This window comes from Enterobacter sp. GD03975, from assembly GCF_029838645.1.
GTDB lineage: Bacteria > Pseudomonadota > Gammaproteobacteria > Enterobacterales > Enterobacteriaceae > Enterobacter > Enterobacter quasihormaechei.
This window is the reverse complement of the sequence record NZ_JAOBZC010000001.1, coordinates 244,205-266,933: the sequence shown is the minus strand read 5'-3', so window position 1 is coordinate 266,933 and position 22,729 is coordinate 244,205. Positions and strand designations below refer to the sequence as shown.

The 22,729-nt window shown below is 54.5% G+C and carries 20 protein-coding genes; 8 read left to right on the top strand and 12 right to left on the bottom strand.

All coding sequences use genetic code 11. The annotated features are described in order from the left end of the window. The 3 genes from N5C09_RS01175 to N5C09_RS01165 are packed head-to-tail and all read right to left on the bottom strand — an operon-like array spanning position 1 to position 2,977. Positions 1–774: a hypothetical protein gene (locus tag N5C09_RS01175; RefSeq protein ID WP_193033946.1), complete on the bottom strand. Its 774-nt coding sequence runs from the start codon at positions 772–774 to the stop codon at positions 1–3. Further along, on the bottom strand, positions 767–1,909 hold the full coding sequence (locus tag N5C09_RS01170; RefSeq protein WP_279748277.1) for a phosphoribosyltransferase domain-containing protein: 1,143 nt from the start codon (positions 1,907–1,909) through the stop codon (positions 767–769). The genes N5C09_RS01175 and N5C09_RS01170 overlap by 8 nt, the downstream gene beginning before the upstream one ends. 9 nt (positions 1,910–1,918) lie before the next feature. After that, positions 1,919–2,977 carry an ATP-grasp domain-containing protein gene (locus N5C09_RS01165; RefSeq protein ID WP_279748276.1) on the bottom strand — a complete coding sequence of 353 codons (1,059 nt, stop codon included), beginning with the start codon at positions 2,975–2,977 and terminating at the stop codon, positions 1,919–1,921. Positions 2,978–3,294: 317 nt separating this feature from the next. Between N5C09_RS01165 and N5C09_RS01160 the strand changes: the two genes are divergently transcribed. The 6 genes from N5C09_RS01160 (at position 3,295) to N5C09_RS01135 (ending at position 7,844) form a co-directional block, all read left to right on the top strand. After that, positions 3,295–3,876 (top strand): tellurium resistance TerZ family protein, encoded by a 582-nt coding sequence (locus N5C09_RS01160; protein ID WP_279748275.1) that lies wholly within the window; start codon positions 3,295–3,297, stop codon positions 3,874–3,876. Next, a complete protein-coding gene (locus N5C09_RS01155; protein WP_279748274.1) occupies positions 3,876–5,033 on the top strand; it encodes a TerD family protein in 1,158 nt (385 codons plus the stop codon). Before N5C09_RS01160 ends, N5C09_RS01155 begins: the two co-directional genes overlap by 1 nt. A gap of 22 nt (positions 5,034–5,055) precedes the next feature. Further along, positions 5,056–5,511, top strand: coding sequence for a tellurite resistance TerB family protein (locus tag N5C09_RS01150; RefSeq protein ID WP_203464748.1), 456 nt, complete (start codon positions 5,056–5,058; stop codon positions 5,509–5,511). A gap of 22 nt (positions 5,512–5,533) precedes the next feature. Beyond that, the gene (gene terC / locus N5C09_RS01145; protein ID WP_279748273.1) at positions 5,534–6,574 is read left to right on the top strand and encodes a tellurium resistance membrane protein TerC; all 1,041 of its coding nucleotides are present in this window, start codon (positions 5,534–5,536) and stop codon (positions 6,572–6,574) included. 48 nt (positions 6,575–6,622) lie between these two features. Next, positions 6,623–7,201 carry a tellurium resistance membrane protein TerD gene (terD, locus tag N5C09_RS01140; protein WP_203464746.1) on the top strand — a complete coding sequence of 193 codons (579 nt, stop codon included), beginning with the start codon at positions 6,623–6,625 and terminating at the stop codon, positions 7,199–7,201. A gap of 67 nt (positions 7,202–7,268) precedes the next feature. Further along, the gene (locus N5C09_RS01135) at positions 7,269–7,844 is read left to right on the top strand and encodes a TerD family protein (protein WP_279748272.1); all 576 of its coding nucleotides are present in this window, start codon (positions 7,269–7,271) and stop codon (positions 7,842–7,844) included. Positions 7,845–7,994: 150 nt separating this feature from the next. On the opposite strand, the gene N5C09_RS01130 is transcribed toward N5C09_RS01135, so the two are convergent. Beyond that, positions 7,995–8,567, bottom strand: coding sequence for a flavin reductase family protein (locus tag N5C09_RS01130; RefSeq protein ID WP_279748271.1), 573 nt, complete (start codon positions 8,565–8,567; stop codon positions 7,995–7,997). Between the two features lie 105 nt (positions 8,568–8,672). Between N5C09_RS01130 and nhoA the strand changes: the two genes are divergently transcribed. Continuing rightward, complete coding sequence (gene nhoA / locus N5C09_RS01125) at positions 8,673–9,518, top strand: N-hydroxyarylamine O-acetyltransferase (protein ID WP_279748270.1); 846 nt, start codon at positions 8,673–8,675, stop codon at positions 9,516–9,518. 65 nt (positions 9,519–9,583) lie between these two features. On the opposite strand, the gene narI is transcribed toward nhoA, so the two are convergent. From narI to N5C09_RS01095, 6 genes are all read right to left on the bottom strand, one after another. Next, on the bottom strand, positions 9,584–10,264 hold the full coding sequence (gene narI / locus N5C09_RS01120; RefSeq protein WP_063451247.1) for a respiratory nitrate reductase subunit gamma: 681 nt from the start codon (positions 10,262–10,264) through the stop codon (positions 9,584–9,586). After that, positions 10,261–10,956, bottom strand: coding sequence for a nitrate reductase molybdenum cofactor assembly chaperone (narW, locus tag N5C09_RS01115; protein WP_063866655.1), 696 nt, complete (start codon positions 10,954–10,956; stop codon positions 10,261–10,263). The genes narI and narW overlap by 4 nt, the downstream gene beginning before the upstream one ends. Further along, a complete protein-coding gene (gene narH, locus N5C09_RS01110) occupies positions 10,956–12,500 on the bottom strand; it encodes a nitrate reductase subunit beta (protein ID WP_279748269.1) in 1,545 nt (514 codons plus the stop codon). Before narH ends, narW begins: the two co-directional genes overlap by 1 nt. Beyond that, positions 12,497–16,237 (bottom strand): nitrate reductase subunit alpha, encoded by a 3,741-nt coding sequence (locus N5C09_RS01105; protein ID WP_279748268.1) that lies wholly within the window; start codon positions 16,235–16,237, stop codon positions 12,497–12,499. The genes narH and N5C09_RS01105 overlap by 4 nt, the downstream gene beginning before the upstream one ends. A 67-nt stretch (positions 16,238–16,304) precedes the next feature. After that, complete coding sequence (locus N5C09_RS01100; protein ID WP_063451251.1) at positions 16,305–17,690, bottom strand: NarK family nitrate/nitrite MFS transporter; 1,386 nt, start codon at positions 17,688–17,690, stop codon at positions 16,305–16,307. A 211-nt stretch (positions 17,691–17,901) separates the two neighbouring features. Beyond that, positions 17,902–18,477: a TetR family transcriptional regulator gene (locus N5C09_RS01095; protein WP_279748267.1), complete on the bottom strand. Its 576-nt coding sequence runs from the start codon at positions 18,475–18,477 to the stop codon at positions 17,902–17,904. A 116-nt stretch (positions 18,478–18,593) separates the two neighbouring features. Between N5C09_RS01095 and N5C09_RS01090 the strand changes: the two genes are divergently transcribed. Next, positions 18,594–20,084, top strand: coding sequence for an MFS transporter (locus N5C09_RS01090; RefSeq protein WP_279748266.1), 1,491 nt, complete (start codon positions 18,594–18,596; stop codon positions 20,082–20,084). A 43-nt stretch (positions 20,085–20,127) separates the two neighbouring features. On the opposite strand, the gene ompC is transcribed toward N5C09_RS01090, so the two are convergent. Together ompC and yddG are read right to left on the bottom strand one after the other, a co-directional pair. Then, positions 20,128–21,201, bottom strand: coding sequence for a porin OmpC (ompC, locus tag N5C09_RS01085; RefSeq protein WP_063866659.1), 1,074 nt, complete (start codon positions 21,199–21,201; stop codon positions 20,128–20,130). Between the two features lie 623 nt (positions 21,202–21,824). Continuing rightward, positions 21,825–22,703, bottom strand: coding sequence for an aromatic amino acid DMT transporter YddG (gene yddG, locus N5C09_RS01080; protein ID WP_279748265.1), 879 nt, complete (start codon positions 22,701–22,703; stop codon positions 21,825–21,827). Positions 22,704–22,729 lie beyond the last annotated feature (26 nt).

Here is a 22,729-nt window from a genome sequence, read left to right as displayed (position 1 = left end):
TCATTTTTCTCCAAAAATTCGCTGTGAAATGGCATCTGCAAACTGACTCTGACGCGGTATACCAAACCAGCTGCACAGTTTCATAAAACGATGATCGCTCAGGCTGTCGCCCAGACCAATTACGGGGAAAACGCCGCGTTCAGCCCGAAGTTTTTCAAGCAGCCAGCTGACAGCCAGCCCTTTCTCAACCGGTGTGGGAAGCCAGGCCACGTTATTACTGTTGCGGTGGATGTAGAAGCCCTCGGTCGGAAACACCGTTTCTATCTCATCTGCAATGGCATTGAGCTCGTCAAGGCGGGTGCTGTCGCGGTGTTTCATTACCATATAAACCGCCGTTTCACCGTATTCGGAGTTCAGTCTTGCCCAGGCATTGATCCCTTTGGCGTCCATCATTTCAGTGATCAGACGCTGCATTGATGTCAGCTTTTCCTGGTAGGGAGCCAGCTGGCCAAGCATATGGGCCTTCCACTCCTCGTCGGGCTTGCCTTCAGGTGTGAGAATAACGGCTCCGTGCGTGGTGATTGCCCATGAGTGGAAAGGGATCCGGACGCGGCTGATTTCTTCAGTACCCCGTGCGGTAACGGGAATGAGTTCAGCCTGCTCCAGGAGCCAGTCCACTAACATGGACTGTTCTTCCGTCATAAAGCTTCGTGGATTCAGGGTGCGATCAACGGCACCGGTACGGAATGGCTCCAGGGCCAGCTCGTCCACCATTTTACGACGGGTCTGAAAGAGTGTGTCGTCAAGGTCGCTCAGAACAATGGGTTTATTCATAGGTAACAATCTCCACGACGGGCGCAACTTCAGCCAGCGCCTTAAGAAGCTGCGAGTCAATACTTTCTGCGGGTGTCTCAGTACACAGAAGAATGCGGTCAAACTGCTGGTGGGCGACGTTATAGACAAAATTGGGGATGCCCAGCCCGTAGTTATCCATAAAGGAGATCGCGGACTTAATGGCATAACCAACGGCGATAGGGGAGCGGGTGGTCGAACCATAAAATGCCTGTGCCCCGGCAGCTTCGAGCCGTTCAGCAAGCAGGAACGGCTCCCAGACGAATTCCCCTGTCCCGAGAACCAGAACACGCTCTCCCTTCCGGACTGAGACCTCATGGCCGAGATCGGCCGCAGGTGCGAGCATCCCAAGTCGTCCCCATGACTGTTTTCCCTGGATGTCCCATTCTCCGCGTGAAGTGACGTTGACCTTCGGCATGTCCGGGACAGGTGCATCAGGGAATGGGGTCCATCCCCACTGACCGCTTACAAGAGAAACCGAAGTGACGGGTAAGGGGCAGCGATCGGACAGGGCATTGCCACTCCAGTCGGTAAGCGTAACGGCGATAACCTGTTCAATATGTTGAAGCTGGTCAGTTTTACGCAGGGCAGAAAGCAGGTTAATAAAGGTATTACCTGTGGTTGCCTCGTCATCAATTAAAACCAGCGTTCGTGCGTTAGTGACACGACGTCTTTTCTCTTCATCATCTGGCAGATAGATCAGATGATCGGTGGCGTGGCTGTGTTCTTCCTTGAACTCGCAAAGTAACGTGCCATCAACCGGATGCCGGGTAGAAGTCAGATAAACAGATTCACAATGCAGGTGGCGCACTTCATCAAATACACCGGCCCCAAGCCCAACGGCCGTTTCAGCCATACCGATAAACAGCACAGGCCCTGTCAGCGTTGAGGGGAATTGGCAGGCAAGCTGCCTGTAAGCCTGTCGCATGACTGAGGGTGGTACGGGTATGTGCCTGCCGAGAACTTTGCTGACAAACAGGAAGGCCCGTTTTGGGTTGCGTCTTTCGGCGATATCAAAGAGATTGTTGAGCGGAACTTCACCCCGGTACCGGGTAACCTGTATCGTACCGCATGAGAGTGTGCGGCGATAAATCATATCTTCGAGGATGACAGACATAAATACGCCTTAATTCAGCCGGTTAGAAAGTGTTTCTGGGTAGGCGATTACATCCGTGATGGACCTCACCGCAACCGGAGAAAAGGTTTTTTTAGCGCTCTGCATCACCGCATCTTCAGACATCAGACCGAGCTTAAAGGCAGCAAACAACCCGGGAAGATTCACACCGCTATGAAGGGTATAACCAACTCCGCCTGACGGACGCATGTTTGTTTCAAGAAGCACCGGATTGCCATTCACATCGTTTCGCGTCTGAACGTTCACCAGCCCGTCTGCTTTCATTGTCCGCGCACAAGCACACGCCAGTTCCAGGGCGCTTCCTTCGTTGACCAGATACTGGATAGCCCCTTCTTTACGGCGTCCTACGGCTGCGAGTATTTCGCCCTTATCCGCGAGGATATCGACGGAATATTCCGGGCCTGGCAGATAAGGCATTAAAACAAGGGGGTTGAACGGCCCAGAAGCCGATGCTGCTGCAATATACTGTTGCGGACTGACCAGACGATATTCTGGATGATTAAAGACGTCCATGGGCGAAGCACTGTCATCAAAGCGCCAGAACCCCATGCCATAGATACCCGTCACCGGCTTCACGCATATCGGGCTGTCCGAAAAAGGCGGAGCCAGAAGATGCGCCTTTAACTCAGCGAGGGTATTCACGCGCCAGGATGGCACGACGGCGAGCCCATTTTGCTCCATGAAACGGGCAAAATTAACTTTCTCGTCAGCCATAGTGAGCCAGTCGACGCCCCTTGCACCGGTAGTAAGGGTGGCTCCGGTCGATTCAATAGCTTTGCGGTGTTCTTCAAACCACTGGCTGTTACGGCCCGTATGAATATGATGGATGCCGTGGTTTTGGATAGTTTCCTGAATAAACAGAAGGCGCTTTTGAGGCTCTTCAGGTTCAGTTAAAGAATAATCCGCAACAGAGAGAATTTCATTTCTTTCGTAACGGTGGGAGGCAACAACTATAATGTCAAGATTATATTTATTAGAAAATAATTTGATCCCATGAATAATATCTCGCTGGGAGGAAAGGCCTTCCATAAGCCAAATTTTTTTATTCATTCCTTTTGGATGTCCAGCATGTCGAGTTATTTAGATAAGTGAGCTGAGTCTATGGGTGTCGTTTTAACATGTCAATCAAAGTATGACTGATTGCTATTAGCTGATTCACGCGGAGCGATATTCAAGACGACATAAGTAATTCATTGATGACTGTTATGTGAATTTTGAATGTGCTAATTTTTTATTATATAAGAATCGAAGTGTAAACTTAAAATGCGCAAATCCTACTTGAACGGAAATTTCATCGTGATATTCTCTTTCGCGATTTTCGAATATACATTTTGTTGTCTTGGTTATTGCCATTCAAGGAATTAAGCATGGTTTCATTAAGTAAAAACCAGACGGTTTCACTCAGTAAAGAATCTTCTTCATTAAGCAGACTTCAATTCGGTCTCGGTTGGGATCCGATTAAGAAAATAGGATTTCTTAGCGGATTAATAGGTAGCAACGACTCAATCGATCTCGATGCTGGTTGCGTATTAATGGACAGCACCGGAAATAGAGTGGACACCATCTGGTTCCGCAAACTGAAATCCACTTGCGGCGCTGTTGTTCACAGTGGCGATAATCTGACCGGTGAAGGAGACGGCGACGATGAAGTGATCAAAGTCGATCTCACCCGACTGCCAGCAATCGTTGAATATTTAGCGTTTACGGTTAACAGCTTCAGAGGACAATCATTCAATGACGTCGATAATGCGTTCTGCCGCGTGGTCGATCAAACCGGCAAAGAGCTGGCTCGCTATAAGCTGACAGAGCAGGGAGCACATACCGGGATCGTTATTTCTTCCCTGCGCCGTAATAACGGCAACTGGGACTTTACCGCCCTTGGTCATGCCTGTCGCGGACGTACAATCGACGATATGCACTCCGATATCGTTTCAGCAGTTATCCGTTAATGAACCTGACGCCGGGGGGCAATGCCCCCGTTCCATCCCAGGAATTGCGCGTCCGGATCACCTCGGGCGGTCAGGTAGATGCTTCGGCGTTTCGCCTGTATGCAGACGGAAAGGTGCAGGGTGATGCAGACATGGTGTTCTATGGTCAGACACGTAACGATGATGGCACCGTCAGCCTGGTCAGTGATGGCCACTACTCAACATTTGCTGTCGCGCTCAACCGGCTGAAACCTGATGTCCAGAAAATGGCGTTCACAGTAACCTGTGACGGCGGGCAGACAATATCTGGTCTTCGTAATCTTTCCATTGACGTTGAGCAGGGGGCTACCGGCCTGGTTAGCGGCACTGTTGAACTGAGCGGGCGTCAGGAAGCAGCCTTAATTCTTGGTGAATTTTACCGTCGTAACCAGGACTGGAAATTCCGTTTTGTTGCTCAAGGTTTTAATGGTGGACTTAAACCACTGGCAGAACATTTCGGCGTAAATATTGCCGACGAGCCATCTCCCGCTGCACCAACTCCTCCTGTAGTAACACCTCCGCCAGCTGAGAAAAAATTTAGCCTGAGCAAGGTATCGCTGACAAAAGAGAAGCCTGCAATCAGCCTGACCAAAAGGGATAACTTCGGCGAAATCCGGATAAACCTGAACTGGCACCGTGGGAGCAGCAAATCAGGCTTTGCAGGCATGTTCGGCTCCAGAGGTATTGACTTGGATCTAGGGGCTTTTGTTGCGCTTCAGAACGGTTATAAGTCGGTTATTCAGGCGCTGGGGAATGCTTTCGGTGACTTCCGGGATGAGCCTTACGTTCAGCTCAAGGGGGATGACCGGACGGGTGATATGTCAGACGGCGAGTGGCTGCATATCAATGGCCGTGAATGGAAGCATATCCGTGAAGTGCTGATATATGCCTTTATTTATGAAGGTGTTCCTGGATGGGACAAAACTGATGGTGTGGTCACCATTCACGTTCCGGATCAACCTCCCATTGAGACCCGCCTCACAGAAGGTGAAAACCGTCGCACATTGTGCGCTATTGCCAGACTCGTCAACGAAAACGGCGCGATTAAAGTCGAGCGCATCAACCAGTACTTTAAAGGCCAGAACGAAATGGACCGTGCTTTTGGTTGGGGATTTCGCTGGCGCGCGGGTTCTAAATAATACAGCAACAAAGGAAACAGGTATGAGCTTTTTTGACAAAGTTAAAGGTGCCATTAATACCGGTCGGGACGAACTGACGCGCCAGGTTGGCCGTTTCAAAAACAAAAAATTTATGCACGGCACCGTTGCTGTCTGCGCACGTATTGCCGTATCGAGTGACGGCGTGAGCGCAGAAGAAAAGCAGAAAATGATGGGCTTTTTGCGATCTTCGGAAGAGCTAAAGGTCTTCGATACCAACGAGGTGATTGAGTTCTTCAATAAACTGGTTTCAAGCTTTGATTTCGATATGGAAATCGGCAAGGGCGAAACCATGAAATACATCCTGGCGTTGAAAGATCAGCCCGAGGCCGCTCAGCTAGCCTTACGCGTTGGTATTGCCGTTGCTAAGAGTGACGGTAACTTCGATCAGGATGAAAAGCTGGCCTCCCGAGAGATCGCTATCGCGTTAGGTTTCGACCCGGCTGAATTTGGTCTCTGATCTACATCCCTAAGGGTAAATTATGGTTTCAACACACATCGGCTTCCCGGCTGAAACAGTCATTGTTTTCATTGCGCTTTCAGTCGGTGCCATCTTTATTGATCTGTTTATGCACCGTAATGATAAGCCAATCTCCCTGATGAGTGCGGCGTTATGGTCCGTATTCTGGGTCGTGGTTGCGATGGCATTTGCCGGTTTCCTTTACATCCACCACGGTGCTGAAGTTGCCAGTCTGTTTGTGACAGGTTATGCGCTGGAGAAAGTGCTGTCCGTTGACAACCTGTTTGTCATGATGGCCATTTTCTCCTGGTTCGCCGTTCCGGATCGTTACCGCCACCGCGTCCTCTACTGGGGAGTCATTGGTGCCATTGTCTTCAGGGGCATCTTTGTCGCGATCGGTACAAGTCTGCTGAGTCTGGGGCCGTATGTTGAAGTCGTCTTCGCTATCATCGTTGCCTGGACAGCGGTCATGATGCTTAAAAGCGCTGATGATGACGATGAAATTGAGGATTACTCCCAGCATCTTGCTTACCGCATGGTTACACGCTTCTTTCCTGTCTGGCCGAAGCTCAAAGGTCATGCTTTCCTGCTTAATCAGAAGGAAGTGGATGTCGAACTGACAAAGCCGGAAAACAGCGATGTGAGCATCGGGCGTGGTAAAAAGGCCGCACTGTATGCCACTCCGCTATTCCTTTGTGTGGCCGTTGTCGAGCTCTCGGATGTTATGTTCGCGTTTGACTCGGTACCGGCAATTATTGCTGTCAGCCGTGAACCGCTTATCGTCTATAGCGCCATGATGTTTGCCATCCTGGGTCTGCGCACTCTGTACTTTGTCCTTGAAGCACTGAAACAGTATCTGGTTCATCTGGAGAAGGCCGTTATCGTACTGCTCTTTTTCATTGCGGCAAAACTGGGTCTGAATGCGACCGATCACATTTGGCATCATGGTTACAGCATCGCGGCGACAACCAGCCTCTATGTTGTACTGGGCGTCCTGGCACTGGGTATCGTTGCAAGCGTCACGTTCCCGGTCAAACCTGAATCTGAGGAAAAGGGGAGCTAATTCCCTGAAGACTTAACCAGAACAATGACTAATCGAAGAGGTAATTTTATGAGTGTTTCTCTTTCTAAAGGCGGAAACGTCTCCCTCAGTAAAGCAGCACCGTCAATGAAGAATGTCCTTGTTGGCCTTGGCTGGGATGCGCGTTCAACTGACGGTCAGGACTTTGACCTGGATGCTTCAGCATTCCTTCTGGCCGCTAACGGTAAAGTGCGCGGCGATACAGATTTCATCTTCTATAACAACCTGACGTCATCAAATGGTTCCGTAACACATACCGGCGATAACCGTACCGGTGAAGGCGATGGTGATGATGAATCGCTGAAAATCAAACTGGACGCCGTCCCGTCTGACGTTGACAAGATCATCTTCGTTGTGACGATCCATGATGCCCAGGCTCGTCGCCAGAGCTTTGGTCAGGTATCCGGTGCGTTTATCCGCCTGGTTAATGACGATAATCAGACTGAAGTTGCTCGCTACGATCTGACCGAAGACGCGTCGACGGAAACCGCCATGCTGTTCGGCGAGCTGTATCGCCACAATGGCGAGTGGAAATTCCGCGCAGTGGGACAGGGCTATGCTGGTGGTTTGGCAACTGTATGTGCTCAGTACGGTATTAACGCGTCTTGATCGAAAAGTAGTTTTCATATCCGGGGCTGTTAATTCAGCCTCATTCAACTGTTTGCAGGAGCTAAAAATGGCAGTTTCTCTCGTAAAAGGCGGCAACGTTTCTCTGACCAAAGAAGCACCAACCATGAACGTCGCTATGGTTGGTCTGGGCTGGGACGCCCGTTTAACTGATGGTCAAGCTTTTGATCTGGACGCTTCCGTGTTCGCAGTTGGCGAAGACGGCAAAGTACTGTCAGATGCCCATTTCATATTCTTCAATAACAAAACCAGCCCTGATGGCGCGGTAGAACACCAGGGCGACAACCTTACTGGTGAAGGCGACGGTGACGATGAAAAGGTCAAAATCGATCTGACTAAAGTTTCACCAGACATTAAAAAACTGGTGTTTGCCGTTACCATCTATGATGCAGAAGCGCGTAAACAAAATTTTGGCATGGTGTGCAATAGCTTCATGCGCGTTTACAACAACGACAACGGAGCTGAAATTGCCCGTTTCGATCTGTCTGAAGACGCCTCAACCGAAACCGCTATGGTCTTCGGTGAACTGTATCGCCATGGCGCTGAGTGGAAGTTTAAAGCTGTCGGTCAGGGTTTTGCCGGTGGCCTGTCTGCGCTTGCCTCTCAACACGGCGTTAATGTTTAAAAGACGCTGAGTTTGACCCCGGTACAATGCCGGGGATTTTATGTACAGTCAGTATGAGAGGTCAGGAACATCTGGTTGTCGTTATTCGGTTCTAACATGATTTTTGTAGGAAAATGGTAGACCATGTAACGTTTGATATGATTATGTAAATCAATCCAGCGCCTTCACCATCTTCCCACTCGTCACAAACGTGCCCGCCCCCAGATGATGCAACGTATTCAGCTTATCCTCGTCAAACTGCCAGCGTCCGGCCACAAAAGCGCGCTCATCCGCCGCGGCGGAAACGACCTCCCCAAACAGGGTGTCATATTTTTCTGCCGCAGAAGTGACAGGTAATAACCGACACTCCATCCACGCCAGACATTTATCTTCTATAACCGGCAGGCCAAGTTCAGGACCATAAATAACCGGGATACCGTAGCAGTTAAATTTATCCTCGTCGCGTCCGCTGACGCTGCCGACCGCGTAGGTCCAGTTCGCTGCCGCCACGCCCGGGATAACGATGCCGAATTTACCGCTGTGCTCGATCAGCTCTCGCGACCAGGCGCTTTTGTCCACCACAATCGCGATGCGAGGCGGTTCAAATTCCACCGGCATGGACCATGCGGCGGCCATAACGTTGCGTCTGTCTATCGTTTCATCCCGACTGGTAATAAGCACGGTGGGCCCGTGATTCAGAAGACGGCTGGCATGGCGTAATTCAACGGGGCGAAAATGGCTCATAGGATCTCCTCATGTACACGATGAGTATGACGAAAAAGCACTTTTGCGCATATGCATTAGGCAAATTAGTTTATAAACAGGGAATATCCCATTCTGGAGCAGACCATGTCCCCATTTCTGAGTGCTTATTTCGCCCGCACGGGCTGGCAGCAGCCCGTACAGGTTGATATCGATACCCTGCGGGGGCTGCATTTACACCACAACTGTGCGATCCCGTTCGAAAATATTGACGTCGTTCTGCCGCGCGAAATCCATCTTGAAGATCAATGTCTGGTCGACAAGCTGGTGACGGCGCGACGCGGGGGATATTGCTTCGAGCAAAACGGTCTGTTCGAGCGAGTACTGCGCGAAGTCGGGTTTACCGTGCGCAGCGTGCTGGGGCGGGTCGTGCTGGCAAATCCGTCCCAGATGCCGCCGCGCACGCATCGGCTGCTGCTGATAGAGCTGAACGGCGAACGCTGGATCGCCGATGTGGGATTTGGCGGACAAACGTTGACGGCACCGATTCGTTTGATCGCCAACGAGGAGCAGGAAACCCCGCACGGCATGTACCGTCTTCTGAGCGAGGGTAACGACTGGGTATTACAGTTCCGCCATCACGATCACTGGCAGTCGATGTACCATTTTGACCTGGGGACGCAATACTTCAACGATTACGTGATGGGAAACTTCTGGTCGGCGCACTGGCCGCAGTCCCATTTTCGTCATCATCTGCTGATGTGTCGCCACCTGCCGGACGGGGGCAAGCTGACGCTGACCAACTTCAACTTCACCCACTGGCAGAACGGTCACGTGGAGGAGCAGATCCATTTGCCGGATGCACAGGCGCTGTATCAGCTGATGCGGGAACGCTTTGGGTTGGGTGTTGACGATCCGAAGCACGGCTTTACGCTGGCAGAACTAACGGCGGTGATGGCGGGGTTTGATACGCATCCGCAGGCGGGGAAATAGCCCGGTGGCGGCTGCGCCTTACCGGGCCCGTAGGTCGGGTAAGGCGAAGCCGCCACCCGACAAAATCAACGACGCGATCTCACCACCTGGTACCGACGGGTAAAATATTCAAACGGCGCGCTCCACACGTGCACCAGGCGGGTGAACGGGAAGATGAGGAAAATCGTCATCCCCAGTACCAGATGAACCCGGAAGATCGGCGCGACGCCGCTCAGCATCTCCGATGAGCCCCCCCTGAACGTCACGATCCCTTGCGCCCAGCCGACCAGCTTCATCATCTCGCTCCCGTCAGGGTACTGAGCGGAGAAAGGAATGGTCGACAGCCCGAGGATGCACTGAAGCAGCAGGATACTCATGATGATAATATCCGGCGTTGTGGAGGTCGCGCGCACCCGCTGGTTGAAGAGGCGGCGGATCAGCAGCATTGACCCACCAATCAGCGTCAGTACGCCGCAAATACCTCCCGCAATCATGGCTAACTGCTGTTTAACCGCGACGGGTAAAAACCAGGCATACATCCAGTGCGGGGTTAACATCCCGAACAGGTGCCCGAAGAAGATCCCCAAAATCCCGATATGAAACAGGTTAGAGCCCCAGTTCATACCGCGCTTGCTGAGCATCTGGCTCGACGAGGCGCGCCAGGTATATTGTCCGTAGTCGTAGCGCAGCCAGCTGCCGAGGAAAAAGACGGTGGCGCAGATATACGGGTAAATATCATAGAAAAATACATTCAGATAATGCGTCATTTTGGGCCTCCGGCGCTGACGTCCACGTACTGCGGCGCGACGTCCTGGCTAAAGCGTCGTTGATATTGCTGCATCGGCGAACTGTCGCACGACGTCGCGTTGTCTTCGATAAACTTCACCTGTTCTTCTTCCCACACGGCATCCAGCGCCTGACGGGTGTCATCCCGTTTTTCACCGGACACCTGCTTCGCCACGCTGTCGCTGGAAAGCCGCGTACCGGCCATCGTCAGCAAGGCGTCAAACAGCTGGTAATGCGCCACGCCGCGCTGCTTAAGGCGACCTCCAATCAGCGCCAGGATCGGCGCGACGTTTTGCAGACCTTCACGCGCCTCGTCGTCGGTGACGAGGCTGAGATATTCCAGATAGAGCGGCAGGTAGTCGGGCAGCTCGCGGCAGTCCAGCTCCAGCCCGGCTTTCTCATACTGGCTCATCAGGTCGACCATTGCCTGACCGCGATCGCGCGACTCGGCGTGAACGTGCTCGAACAGCAGCAGCGACGTCGCGCGGCCCCGTTCAAACACCTCGCACCATTCTGCCTGCTTGTCCAGCAGCGGGGCGCTCAGGTGCTGCTGCGCGAAGGGCAGCAGCATGGGTGCGTCCTGTTCTACCAGGGAAAGCGCTTCTTCGCGGTTTTCCCACAGCAGCTCATCGGGATACTCAATGAGCAGCGCGATGATTTTAAGGATCTGCATTATTCTCCCTCCCCGTGATCGCGCACTTCGGTGATGTTAATCGCGTCGATGCGGCTGCTGTTAAAGAGGTTGAACTTGGTATCGGAGCCGTGGCAGCCGTCGCCAAAGGTGAAGCCGCAGCCATTTTTTTCCGGGAAGGCGTCGCGCGCCATTTCGCGGTGGCTGGTCGGGATCACGAAGCGGTCTTCGTAGTTAGCGATAGCCAGGTAGCGATACATCTCCTCAACCTGCGCTTCGGTCAGGCCCACTTCCTCAATGGCGCGGGTGTCGGTCACGCCTTCCACGGTCTGGGAGCGTTTGTAATGACGCATCGCCATCATGCGTTTCAGGGCGCGCAGCACCGGGCCGGTATCGCCCGCGCTGAGCATGTTCGCCAGATACTGCACCGGGATGCGCAGGCTCTCGACGGCGGGCAGAACGCCATCGCTTTGCGGCAGGCCGCCGGCATCCGCGTAGGACTGAATTGGCGATAGCGGCGGCACGTACCAGACCATCGGCAGGGTGCGGTATTCCGGGTGCAGCGGCAGGGCGAGCTTCCAGTCCATCGCCATTTTATAAACCGGTGAGCGCTGCGCTGCGTCGATGACGTTCTGTGGGATGCCCTGCTTCAGCGCTTCTTCAATCACCGCCGGGTCGTTCGGATCCAGGAACACGTCGCACTGGCGCTCATACAGGTCGGTCTCATGTTCGGTGCTGGCGGCCTCTTCAATACGGTCCGCGTCATACAGCAGCACGCCGAGATAGCGGATGCGACCGACGCAGGTTTCCGAACAAACGGTCGGCTGGCCGGACTCGATGCGCGGATAGCAGAAGATGCATTTCTCGGACTTGCCGCTCTTCCAGTTGAAGTAAATTTTCTTGTATGGACAGCCGCTGATGCACAGGCGCCAGCCGCGGCATTTGTCCTGGTCGATCAGCACAATACCGTCCTCTTCGCGCTTGTAAATTGCGCCGCTCGGGCAGGTGGCCACGCAGCTCGGGTTCAGGCAGTGCTCGCACAGGCGCGGCAGATACATCATGAAGGTGTTTTCAAACTGGCCGTACATCTCTTTCTGGATCTTCTGGAAGTTGCGGTCGCGGGCGCGCTTTTCGAACTCGCCGCCCAGCAGCTCCTCCCAGTTTGGCCCCCAGACGATTTTGTCCATCCGCTTGCCGTCAATCAGCGAGCGCGGGCGGGCGGTAGGGAGGTGATCGCCTTCCGGCGCGCGGTGCAGATCCTGATAATCGAAGGTGAACGGTTCGTAGTAATCGTCAATCTGCGGCAGAACGGGGTTGGTAAAAATCTTCGACAGCACGCCCATTTTGCCGCCGAGGCGTGGGGTCAGCTTGCCGTGGATCCCGCGTATCCAGCCGCCTTGCCACTCGTCCTGATCTTCCCAGTTTTTCGGATAGCCGATGCCCGGCTTGGTCTCCACGTTGTTAAACCACGCATACTCCATCCCTTCGCGCCCGGTCCAGACGTTCTTGCAGGTGACCGAGCAGGTGTGGCAGCCAATGCATTTGTCGAGATTCAGTACCATGCCAACCTGTGAGCGTATTTTCATTTTTTCGCCTCCTGAACCTGATCCCGACCTTCGCCGTCCAGCCAGTTAATGTTTTTCATTTTGCGGATCATGATGAACTCGTCGCGGTTCGAGCCGACGGTACCGTAATAGTTGAAGCTATAGGCCAGCTGCGCATAGCCGCCGATCATATGGGTCGGTTTTGGGCAGACGCGGGTGACCGAGTTGTGGATCCCGCCGCGCCGTCCGGTCACTTCCGAGCCCGGGATGTTCAGAATGCGCTCCTGGGCGTGGTACATCATGGTCATGCCCGGCGGCACGCGCTGGCTGACCACCGCGCGGGCGGTGAGGGCGCCGTTGGCATTAAAGGCTTCGATCCAGTCGTTGTCCTCAATGCCCAGCTCGCGCGCGTCGGTTTCGCTGATCCAGACGATGGGCCCCCCGCGCGACAGGGTCTGCATCAGCAGGTTTTCGCTGTAGGTGGAGTGAATGCCCCATTTCTGGTGCGGCGTCAGGAAGTTCAGCGCTTTTTCCGGGAAGCCGTTCGGCGGGATTTCGCGCATGTGGGTCACGCTGCGGGTATCAATCGGTGGGCGATAGGCCACCAGGCTCTCCCCGAAGGCGCGCATCCAGGTATGATCCTGATACAGCTGCTGGCGGCCAGACAGCGTGCGCCATGGGATCAGCTCATGCACGTTGGTATAGCCCGCATTATACGACACGTGTTCGCTCTCAAGGCCTGACCACGTCGGGCTGGAGATGATTTTGCGCGGCTGCGCCTGAATATCGCGGAAGCGAATTTTCTCGTCTTCCTTGTTTAGCGCCAGATGGGTGTGGTCGCGCCCGGTCAGTTCGCCGAGCGCTTCCCAGGCTTTGACCGCCACCTGACCGTTGGTTTCCGGCGCAAGGGCAAGGATCACCTCGGAGGCGTCAATGGCCGTTTCGATGCGCGGACGGCCTTTCGCCGGACCGTCGAGCTTGACGTAGTTGAGCTTACCGAGGAAATCGACCTCGTTCTGCGTGTTCCACGAAATGCCTTTCCCGCCGTTGCCGAGTTTGTCCAGCAGCGGCCCAAGAGCCGTAAAGCGCTCATAGGTTTCCGGATAGTTGCGCTCGACGACCGCAATATTCGGTGCGGTTTTGCCGGGGATCAGGTCGCATTCCCCTTTGCGCCAGTCCAGGATATCAAACGGCTGCGACAGCTCCCCCGGAGAGTCATGCTGTAGCGGCTGAAGCACCACGTCGGTTTCGGTGCCAAGGTGGCCGAGGCACACTTCCGAGAAGACTTTGGCGATGCCCTTGTAGATCTCCCAGTCGCTGCGTGATTCCCACGCCGGGTCAACGGCGGCGGAAAGCGGGTGAATAAACGGATGCATGTCCGAAGTATTCATATCGTCTTTTTCATACCAGGTGGCGGTAGGCAGGACGATATCGGAGAACAGGCAGGTGCTGGACATGCGGAAATCGAGCGTCACCAGCAGGTCCAGCTTGCCCTCAATGGCGGCGGTCTGCCACTCGACCTCTTCAGGCTTCACGTCGTCCGTTGAGCCTAAATCTTCACCCTGAATGCCACTCTCGGTGCCGAGCAGGTATTTCAGCATATACTCGTGGCCTTTACCGGACGAGCCGAGCAGGTTTGAACGCCAGACGAAAAGGTTACGCGGATGGTTCTTGCCGTTGTCCGGCTGTTCGCAGGCGAAGCGGATATCACCGGTTTTTAACGCGTGCACGGTGTAATCCTGCGGCGACATTCCGGCGGCGTCGGCGCGGGCCTTCACGTGCAGCGGGTTGAGGTTGAGCTGTGGTGCGGACGGCAGCCAGCCCATGCGCTCGGCGCGAACGTTGAAGTCAATCAGGTGACCGGTAAACTTCGACGCGTCCGCGAGCGGGGAGAGCAGTTCCTGCGCGGTGAGCTTCTCATAGCGCCACTGGCTGGCGTGGTTGTAGAAGTACGACGTGCTGTTCATCTGGCGCGGCGGGCGGTTCCAGTCCAGCGCGAAGGCCAGCGGCAGCCAGCCGGTTTGCGGGCGCAGTTTTTCCTGGCCGACATAGTGGGACCAGCCGCCGCCGCTCTGCCCGACGCAGCCGCAGAAGACCAGCATATTGATCATCCCGCGGTAGTTCATGTCCATGTGATACCAGTGGTTCACACCGGCACCGAGGATGATCATCGAGCGGCCATGGGTTTTGTGCGCCGTGTCGGCAAACTCGCGGGCAATTTTTTCGATCAGGTAGGCGGGTACGCCGGTAATTTGCTCGCCCCAGGCCGGGGTATAGGCCTTAATCTCGGCGTAATTTAACGCGGCGTTGCTGTCTTCCAGGCCGCGATCGAGGCCGTAGTTTGCGAGCACCAGATCGTACACGCTCACCACGCGTCTCTGGCTGCCGTCGGCCAGCGTCAGGGTTTTACTCGGCACGCGGCGCGTCAGCACCGGCTCCTGCTTCACGCTGCGGAAGTGCGGGTTCTCGTTGCCGCCAAAGTACGGGAAGGCGACGTCCGCCACGCTGTCGTGGGTCATGAGCAGGGAAAGCGTCAGCTCGGTTTCCTGGCCTGCGGCGAGCGACTCCAGGTTCCATTTGCCTTTTTCGCCCCAGCGGAAGCCGATGGAGCCGTTTGGCACCACCAGATCCCCGGCCACGTTAAAGGCGATAGTTTTCCACTCCGGATTGTTGGCTTCCCCCAGCCTGTCGGCCAGATCGGACGCGCGCAGCATCCGGCCCGGCACCAGGCGGCCGTCTGCCTGCTCGTCGAGCAGCACCAGCATCGGCATGTCGGTGTAGCGTCGGCAGTAGTTGAGGAAGTAGTCGCTCGGGTTATCGAGGTGGAACTCTTTGAGGATCACGTGGCCCATCGCCATGGCGAGGGCGCTGTCGGTGCCCTGTTTGGGCGCCAGCCACTGGTCGCTCAGCTTGGCGACCTCCGAGAAGTCCGGCGTAATCGCAACGGTCTTGGTGCCCTTGTAGCGCACCTCGGTAAAGAAGTGGGCGTCCGGAGTACGCGTCTGCGGCACGTTCGAGCCCCAGGCGATGATATAGCTGGAGTTGTACCAGTCTGCGGATTCCGGTACGTCCGTCTGTTCGCCCCACGTCATCGGCGACGCGGGCGGCAAATCGCAGTACCAGTCGTAGAAGCTGAGGCAGGTGCCGCCGAGCAGGGAGAGGTAGCGCGTACCGGCGGCGTAAGAGACCATCGACATCGCCGGAATAGGCGAAAAACCGGCCACGCGGTCCGGGCCGTAATGTTTGATGGTCCAGACGTTGGCGGCGGCAATCAGCTGGTTCAGCTCTTTCCAGTTCGAGCGGATAAACCCGCCTTTACCGCGCACCTTCCTGTAGCTCTGTGCCTTTTGCGGATCGTTCTGGATGGCGTCCCAGGCCAGCACCGGATCGCTGTGCTGCGCCAGCGCCTCGCGCCAGAGTTCGATCAGCCTGCGGCGCACCAGCGGGTACTTAAGACGGTTGGCGCTGTAGAGATACCAGGAGTAGCTTGCGCCACGCGGGCAGCCGCGCGGCTCGTGGTTAGGCAGGTCAGGGCGGGTGCGCGGGTAGTCGGTCTGCTGGGTTTCCCAGGTGACCAGGCCGTTTTTAACGTAAATCTTCCAGCTACAGGAGCCGGTGCAGTTCACGCCGTGGGTGGAACGCACAATTTTGTCGAACTGCCAGCGCTGACGGTAGCTGTCCTCCCAGTCGCGGTTGGTGTGATACACCTGCCCGTGCCCCTCGGCGAAACTGTCGCCTTTTGTTTTGAAGTAACGGAAGCGGTCCAACAGTTTGCTCATGACATTTCTCCTGCTTCGATAGCATTGCCGGAGGGCGATGCATCACGCTCCGGCGAAAATGTAGTTATTATTTTTTTGAGGATTTGCGGCCGTACACCAGCCAGGTGACGAACACGCAGACGATGTAAAACACGAGGAAAACTTTCATGGCCCCAACCGGCGAACCGGTCATGGCCAGCGATGTGCCGAACGCTTTAGGGATAAAGAATCCACCCACCGCGCCGATGGCGGAGATAAAGCCCAGCGCGGCGGCGGTTTCCGTCACCGCTTCGTGCTGCGCCTGCTCGTCGGTGCCGCCTTGCTTTTTCACGCGGTCGAGGGTGATTTGGCGGAAGATGATTGCAATCATCTGGAAGGTCGATCCGCTGCCGAGACCCGCGGTGAGGAACAGCCCCATAAAGACCAGATAGAACGCCATAAAGCTGCCGGAGCCGGAGCCGGGAAGCGTCAGGAAGATCAGGGCGCTAAAGACGGCCATAAAGACGAAGTTGATCAGCGTAACCCGCACGCCGCCCAGCCGGTCGGAGATCATTCCGCCCGCCGAACGCGCCAGAGCGCCAATCAGCGGGCCGAAGAAGGCGAGATGCAGGATGTTAACGTCCGGGAACTGGGTTTTCGACAGCATGGCAAAGCCCGCCGAGAAGCCGATAAACGAGCCGAAGGTGGCGAGATACAGCAGGCTCAGCAGCCACAGGTGAAAGCGTTTCAGCACCGGCAACTGGCTGGCAATGGACGCTTTCGAGCTGGCGATATCGTTCATGCCAAAGAACGCGGCAATCGTGGCCAGAATGAGCAGCGGCACCCAGATCCAGGCGGCATTCGCCAGCCACATCGTTGAGCCGTCTTCCTGCGGCACGCCGTGCACGCCGAGGAAGGTGAACATTGGCAGGAAAATCACCAGCGGCGCGACCAGCTGCATGACGCTGACGCCCAGGTTACCCAGCCCGCCATTAATGCCCAGCGCGCTGCCCTGTTTGGCTTTCGGGAAGAAGAAGCTGATATTGCCCATGCTGGAGGCAAAGTTAGCCCCGGCAAAGCCGCACAGCAGCGCGATGATGATAAACACCCAGTACGGCGTGGCGGTATTCTGAATGGCGAAACCAAGCCAGACGCAGGGAACCACCAGAATGACGGTGCTTAGCACGGTCCAGTAACGCCCGCCAAATATCGGAACCATAAAAGAGTAGGGGACACGCAATATCGCGCCGGACAGGGAAGGTAATGCCGTTAGCATAAAAAGCTGATCGGTGCTGAAATTAAATCCGACTTTATTAAGGTTAACCGCAACGGCGCTAAATAACATCCATACGCAAAACGCCAGCAGTAAACAAGCAACGGAAATCCATAGGTTTCTTCGTGCGATATGTTTCCCTTTATTTTCCCAAAATTGCGCGTTTTCCGGTTTCCAGTTACTCAATAGATGCTGATTACTTTTCTCACTTTGTTGTGACATATCGCCCTCTTGCTCAACCAGATTAAGAGAAAAAACAATTAAAAACAGTCAGATATCTGTTGGTAGTATGTAGATGTTATTGGATTTTTTGGGATACATCTGAAAGGATAGATAAAAAAAGCGAATACCTGAGTTTAGAAAGGGAATCAGGGTTCGCTTTATGTGTTACGAAATGTAACTTTTTGCGGAAATTAATACTCCGATGGGAGTATTAAAACAATTCGAGGGAGATAAGTTTGTCCAGTTGCTTATTAAATGCCGCATCGTCCATTTCCGGCATATTTAAAACGTAAATACCGTCGAGACCGCAGACCAGCCCGATTAAGCGCCAGGCAATATTTTCTGGCCGGTCGGTGAGGGTAAAGGCGTTGGCCTCCGCCCCGGCACGAATTATCGCCACCGTCTCCTGGTGCCACATTTCCATGGTCAGAACATACGCACCTTTTATGTCGCTATCCCGACTTGCCAGGATCTGGGCTTCGCGCCACAGGCGAATGTAGGGCTCAAACCCGCCGTCATCGCTGCCGAGCATGGCGTGCAGGCGTTCGCGCCAGCCGGCATTTTCACCCACGACCTCCGCATCCAGCAGATCGCGGATCAGCCGTACAAACGCCAGCGCTTTGAGTTCCCCCGCCGAAGCAAAATGATGATGAACCTGCCCGGTCGAGATGCCCGCTTCGGTAGCGATGCGGCGGACGGTCATCGCCGATAGCCCTTCAGACAGGGCCACGCGCATCGCAGCGTGTAATATTTCTTCCCGACGCTCGTCCTTGCTCAGATAACGCATATTTCCTCACTCTCAATGGCAACGCAACGAGTGTAACAAAGAGCTGGACAAGTGTTCAACTTTACGTAGGATCGCATTCTGGACATGTGTCCAGTTTTTAACTGAAAAGGAAATTTATGTTTCGTCAGTGGTTAGCGTTAGTGATTATCGTGCTGGTGTATATCCCGGTGGCGATTGACGCGACGGTGCTGCACGTGGCCGCACCGACATTGAGCATGACGCTGGGTGCCAGCGGCAACGAATTGCTGTGGATTATTGATATCTACTCGCTGGTGATGGCGGGAATGGTGCTGCCCATGGGCGCGCTGGGGGATCGCATTGGCTTCAAGCGCCTGCTGATGATTGGCAGTACGCTGTTTGGCCTGTCGTCGCTGGCGGCGGCCTTCGCACCTACGGCGGGCTGGCTGATTGCCGCCCGCGCATCGCTGGCGATTGGCGCGGCGATGATCATCCCGGCCACGCTTGCGGGCATCCGCACGCTGTTTGTCGACGCGCGGCATCGTAATATCGCGCTTGGCGTCTGGGCGGCGGTGGGCTCGGGCGGGGCGGCGTTTGGCCCGCTGATTGGCGGCATGCTGCTGGAACACTTTTACTGGGGATCGGTGTTCCTGATTAACGTGCCCATTGTCCTGATTGTGGTGTCGCTCGCAGCGCGCTTTGTGCCTGCTCAGCAGGGACGGCCAGAGCAGCCGCTGAATATCAGCCATGCGATCATGCTGATTGTGGCGATCCTGCTGCTGGTTTACAGCGCAAAAACGGCCCTGAAAGGGGTGCTGTCCCCGTGGATCGTGGCCAGCACCCTACTGACCGGGGCGGCGATGCTGTTTGTCTTCGTCCGTATCCAGCTGCGCGCGAGCGTGCCGATGATCGACATGCGCCTGTTTTGCCACCGCATCATTTTAAGCGGCGTGGTGATGGCGATGACCGCCATGATTGCGCTGGTGGGCTTTGAGCTGCTGATGGCGCAGGAGTTGCAGTTCGTGCATGGTTTTACGCCGTTTGAAGCAGGGATGTTTATGCTGCCGGTGATGGTGGCGAGCGGCTTCAGCGGGCCGATTGCCGGCGTGCTGGTGGGACGTCTGGGGCTGCGCATTGTCGCAGCCGGAGGCATGGGGCTAAGCGCGGTCAGTTTTATCGGCCTGTCGACGCTCGATTTCAGTACGCAACAGTGGCAGGCGTGGAGCCTGATGGTGCTGCTGGGCTTTAGCGCTGCCAGCGCGCTGCTCGCCTCCACGTCGGCGATCATGGCCGCCGCGCCGAAAGAGAAAGCCGCCGCCGCGGGCGCGATCGAAACCATGTCCTATGAGCTGGGGGCAGGTCTGGGGATCGCCATTTTCGGTCTGCTGTTAACCCGCAGCTTCTCGGCATCCATTGAGCTGCCGCAGGCGCTGGACGCGTCGCTTGTAGATAAGGCCTCGTCATCCATCGGCGAAGCGGTCAGGGTGGCGCAGGATTTGACGCCAGCCCTCGCTGACTCGGTGATTGACGCCGCCAAAACGGCGTTTATCACGTCACACAGCGTCGCGTTAGGCAGTGCGGGAGGCATGCTGCTGATCCTGGCGGTCGGGATCTGGTTTAGTCTGGCGAAGGCAGGAGAGCAGGCATAAAAAAAGCCAGCCGCAGAGGCTGGCTTTTCATAACGAACCTGTCTTAGAACTGGTAGGTCAGACCAACGGCAACGATGTTGTCGGTTGCCACTTTGGCATCTTTGGTGAACTGGCTGTCATCAACCAGGTTGATTTTGTAATCAACGTAGGTGGACATGTTTTTGTTGAAGTAGTAGCTCGCGCCAACATCAATGTATTCCACCAGGTCCTGGTCGCCGTAAGAGCCGATGTCTTTACCTTTGGATTTCAGGTAAGCGATGGACGGACGCAGGCCGAAGTCGAACTGGTACTGTGCTACAACTTCAAAGTTCTGCGCTTTGTTTGCAACGTGGCCGTCACCGAACGCGGTCATGTTGCGGGTTTCAGAGTAGGTGGTTGCCAGGTAGATGTTGTTCGCATCGTACTTCAGTCCCGCTGCCCATACTTCTGCGTTATCGCCGCCTGCGTTCAGGTTGCTTGCTGCACGAACCTGACGGTCAGTACGGTCAGATTTCGCGTAGGTTGCGCCCACGCCGAAGCCGTCGAATTCATAGGTAGAAGACAGACCCCAGCCGTCACCGTTTGATTCGGTGATATTAGTACGGTCGTTTTTACCCTGGTACTGAGCGGCAACGTTCAGGCCGTCGACCAGACCGAAGAAGTCGGTGTTACGGTAGGTTGCAACGCCGGTGGTACGGCCAGTCATGAAGCCGTCCGTCTGCGTCCAGGTATCGCCACCGAATTCTGGCAGAACGTCAGTCCATGCGCCAACGTCGTAAGCAACACCGTAGTTACGACCGTAGTCGAAAGAACCGAATTCATCGAACTTCAGACCCGCGTAGGCCAGACGGGTTTTGTTGCCGTCGGAACCCTGAGCTTCAGAGCGGTTGCCCTTGAACTCATATTCCCACTGGCCGTAACCGGTCAGACGATCGTTGATCTGCGTTTCACCTTTGAAACCCAGACGAACATACGTTTTGTCGCCGTCGCTACCTGCATCATCAGAGAAATAGTGCAGACCTGTAACTTTACCGTACAGATCCAGCTTGTTACCGTCTTTGTTAAAAACTTCAGCCGCGTTAACAACGCCTGCTGCCAACATGGAAGTGACTGCCACTGCAACTAATTTAAGTTTCATCTTAATTGACCTTTATAATTTTAATTAGGTATTTCCTAAACCATATGAGCGATTTTTAAACGAGGCTTATCGTCAATGGCAGACTATTTTTAAAATTCCGTAGACTGCTTTCAATAATAAGTTTCAAAATATTAAAGAAAATTTCAATTAGTGTGATCGCGATCTGAAAAATTGCCGTAAATGTGGATAAATAGATTAATATTTATACATAAAACGTTTATTAACTCGCCATGATAATTTAGCGGCTTATAATTTAATAGCGGACGCTTTATTTTCTAATTCAGAGCGATAGAATGACGTTACTTAAGTGGAATTATTTTTAATTGCTGTTAAAACAGCATGTTGGGGGCGTTGTTTTAAACAGGGAAGTTGTCCTTAATAGACACATTCAGAAATAAACTATTGCAGTTTGTGCTATATAGGGTGGGAATATTTCGCTGTAATTAATTACGGGCGTTGTCAGTTTTTGTCAATTTAACGCCGCAGTCAAAGCGCATAAGGGCAATATAAGCGGAATACGTCACCCTCTCTAATGTTATAAATGATATTCTCAAGTGTGATCACATTTTAAATTTATGTTAATTAATAGCCGGGCATGGCAACCCCGGCCAGAAATAAAATGTCTATTTACGGGTGGCATACCAGCACAGTAATGACCCGGCGCAAACCATTAATGCTCCTTGCCAGAATGAGAATGAAAGCGGCGAGCTCAGCACAATAGCCGCCAGTGCGGCAGAAAGTACCGGGGTGAAGTAGGAGACGGCTGCAAGCACCGTCACGTTACCGTGGAGGATCCCAATATTCCAGGCGGCATAGCCGAAGCCAAGAGCAACGCCGCACATCAGTAGCTTCACCACTACCGGCACGCTGAACACCATATCGGGCTGGTCGCTTAGGGCATATTTCACCCACAGGCTTAAGGCGGTCAGCAGGACGAATAGGGTAATGCCGTTTTGCCCTCTGGCATACCTGCTGGTGACGGTGCAGTAGGCGGCCCAGATAAAGGCGCCGGCAAATGCCAGCCCGTAGCTCAGCGGGCTGGAAACGATGTTGTGCATGATGTCGTGAACGTGCAGCCCGTTTTCGCCGCCTAAGACCCAGCCCACGCCCAGCAGGGAGACCGCTAAGCCGGGGATCACCCACAGGGTGGATTTTTGCCCGTTGAACAAAATGGCGAACACAATCGTCAGGCTTGGCCAGAGATAGTTGACCATGCCCACCTCAATTGCCTGCGAGCGTGTCGCGGCAAAACCAAGCGACAGGGCAAGGCACATTTCATAGCTGACAAACAGGGCGCTGCCCGCAATGAGATAGCCTTTCGAAAACCGTTTAATATCCGGGAAACCTACCGTCGCCAGACACAATAACCCGCTGACGGTGTAGATCATCGCTGCGCCCCCCACCGGGCCCAGTCCCTCACTGACGCTGCGGATGAGACCCACCATGGTGCTCCACAGCAGTATGGCCGCCAGACCAATCAGCGTTGCTTTTTTTCTGTCCATTACCCTGCCAGTCTTATAAAAATCAA

What these genes read in the sequence shown, in the direction of transcription:
- N5C09_RS01175 (WP_193033946.1), bottom strand. Translation starts at nt 774, where the DNA reads ATGAATAAACCCATTGTTCTGAGCGACCTTGACGACACACTCTTTCAG.
- N5C09_RS01170 (WP_279748277.1), bottom strand. Translation starts at nt 1,909, where the DNA reads ATGTCTGTCATCCTCGAAGATATGATTTATCGCCGCACACTCTCATGC.
- N5C09_RS01165 (WP_279748276.1), bottom strand. Translation starts at nt 2,977, where the DNA reads ATGAATAAAAAAATTTGGCTTATGGAAGGCCTTTCCTCCCAGCGAGAT.
- N5C09_RS01160 (WP_279748275.1), top strand. Translation starts at nt 3,295, where the DNA reads ATGGTTTCATTAAGTAAAAACCAGACGGTTTCACTCAGTAAAGAATCT.
- N5C09_RS01155 (WP_279748274.1), top strand. Translation starts at nt 3,876, where the DNA reads ATGAACCTGACGCCGGGGGGCAATGCCCCCGTTCCATCCCAGGAATTG.
- N5C09_RS01150 (WP_203464748.1), top strand. Translation starts at nt 5,056, where the DNA reads ATGAGCTTTTTTGACAAAGTTAAAGGTGCCATTAATACCGGTCGGGAC.
- terC (WP_279748273.1), top strand. Translation starts at nt 5,534, where the DNA reads ATGGTTTCAACACACATCGGCTTCCCGGCTGAAACAGTCATTGTTTTC.
- terD (WP_203464746.1), top strand. Translation starts at nt 6,623, where the DNA reads ATGAGTGTTTCTCTTTCTAAAGGCGGAAACGTCTCCCTCAGTAAAGCA.
- N5C09_RS01135 (WP_279748272.1), top strand. Translation starts at nt 7,269, where the DNA reads ATGGCAGTTTCTCTCGTAAAAGGCGGCAACGTTTCTCTGACCAAAGAA.
- N5C09_RS01130 (WP_279748271.1), bottom strand. Translation starts at nt 8,567, where the DNA reads ATGAGCCATTTTCGCCCCGTTGAATTACGCCATGCCAGCCGTCTTCTG.
- nhoA (WP_279748270.1), top strand. Translation starts at nt 8,673, where the DNA reads ATGTCCCCATTTCTGAGTGCTTATTTCGCCCGCACGGGCTGGCAGCAG.
- narI (WP_063451247.1), bottom strand. Translation starts at nt 10,264, where the DNA reads ATGACGCATTATCTGAATGTATTTTTCTATGATATTTACCCGTATATC.
- narW (WP_063866655.1), bottom strand. Translation starts at nt 10,956, where the DNA reads ATGCAGATCCTTAAAATCATCGCGCTGCTCATTGAGTATCCCGATGAG.
- narH (WP_279748269.1), bottom strand. Translation starts at nt 12,500, where the DNA reads ATGAAAATACGCTCACAGGTTGGCATGGTACTGAATCTCGACAAATGC.
- N5C09_RS01105 (WP_279748268.1), bottom strand. Translation starts at nt 16,237, where the DNA reads ATGAGCAAACTGTTGGACCGCTTCCGTTACTTCAAAACAAAAGGCGAC.
- N5C09_RS01100 (WP_063451251.1), bottom strand. Translation starts at nt 17,690, where the DNA reads ATGTCACAACAAAGTGAGAAAAGTAATCAGCATCTATTGAGTAACTGG.
- N5C09_RS01095 (WP_279748267.1), bottom strand. Translation starts at nt 18,477, where the DNA reads ATGCGTTATCTGAGCAAGGACGAGCGTCGGGAAGAAATATTACACGCT.
- N5C09_RS01090 (WP_279748266.1), top strand. Translation starts at nt 18,594, where the DNA reads ATGTTTCGTCAGTGGTTAGCGTTAGTGATTATCGTGCTGGTGTATATC.
- ompC (WP_063866659.1), bottom strand. Translation starts at nt 21,201, where the DNA reads ATGAAACTTAAATTAGTTGCAGTGGCAGTCACTTCCATGTTGGCAGCA.
- yddG (WP_279748265.1), bottom strand. Translation starts at nt 22,703, where the DNA reads ATGGACAGAAAAAAAGCAACGCTGATTGGTCTGGCGGCCATACTGCTG.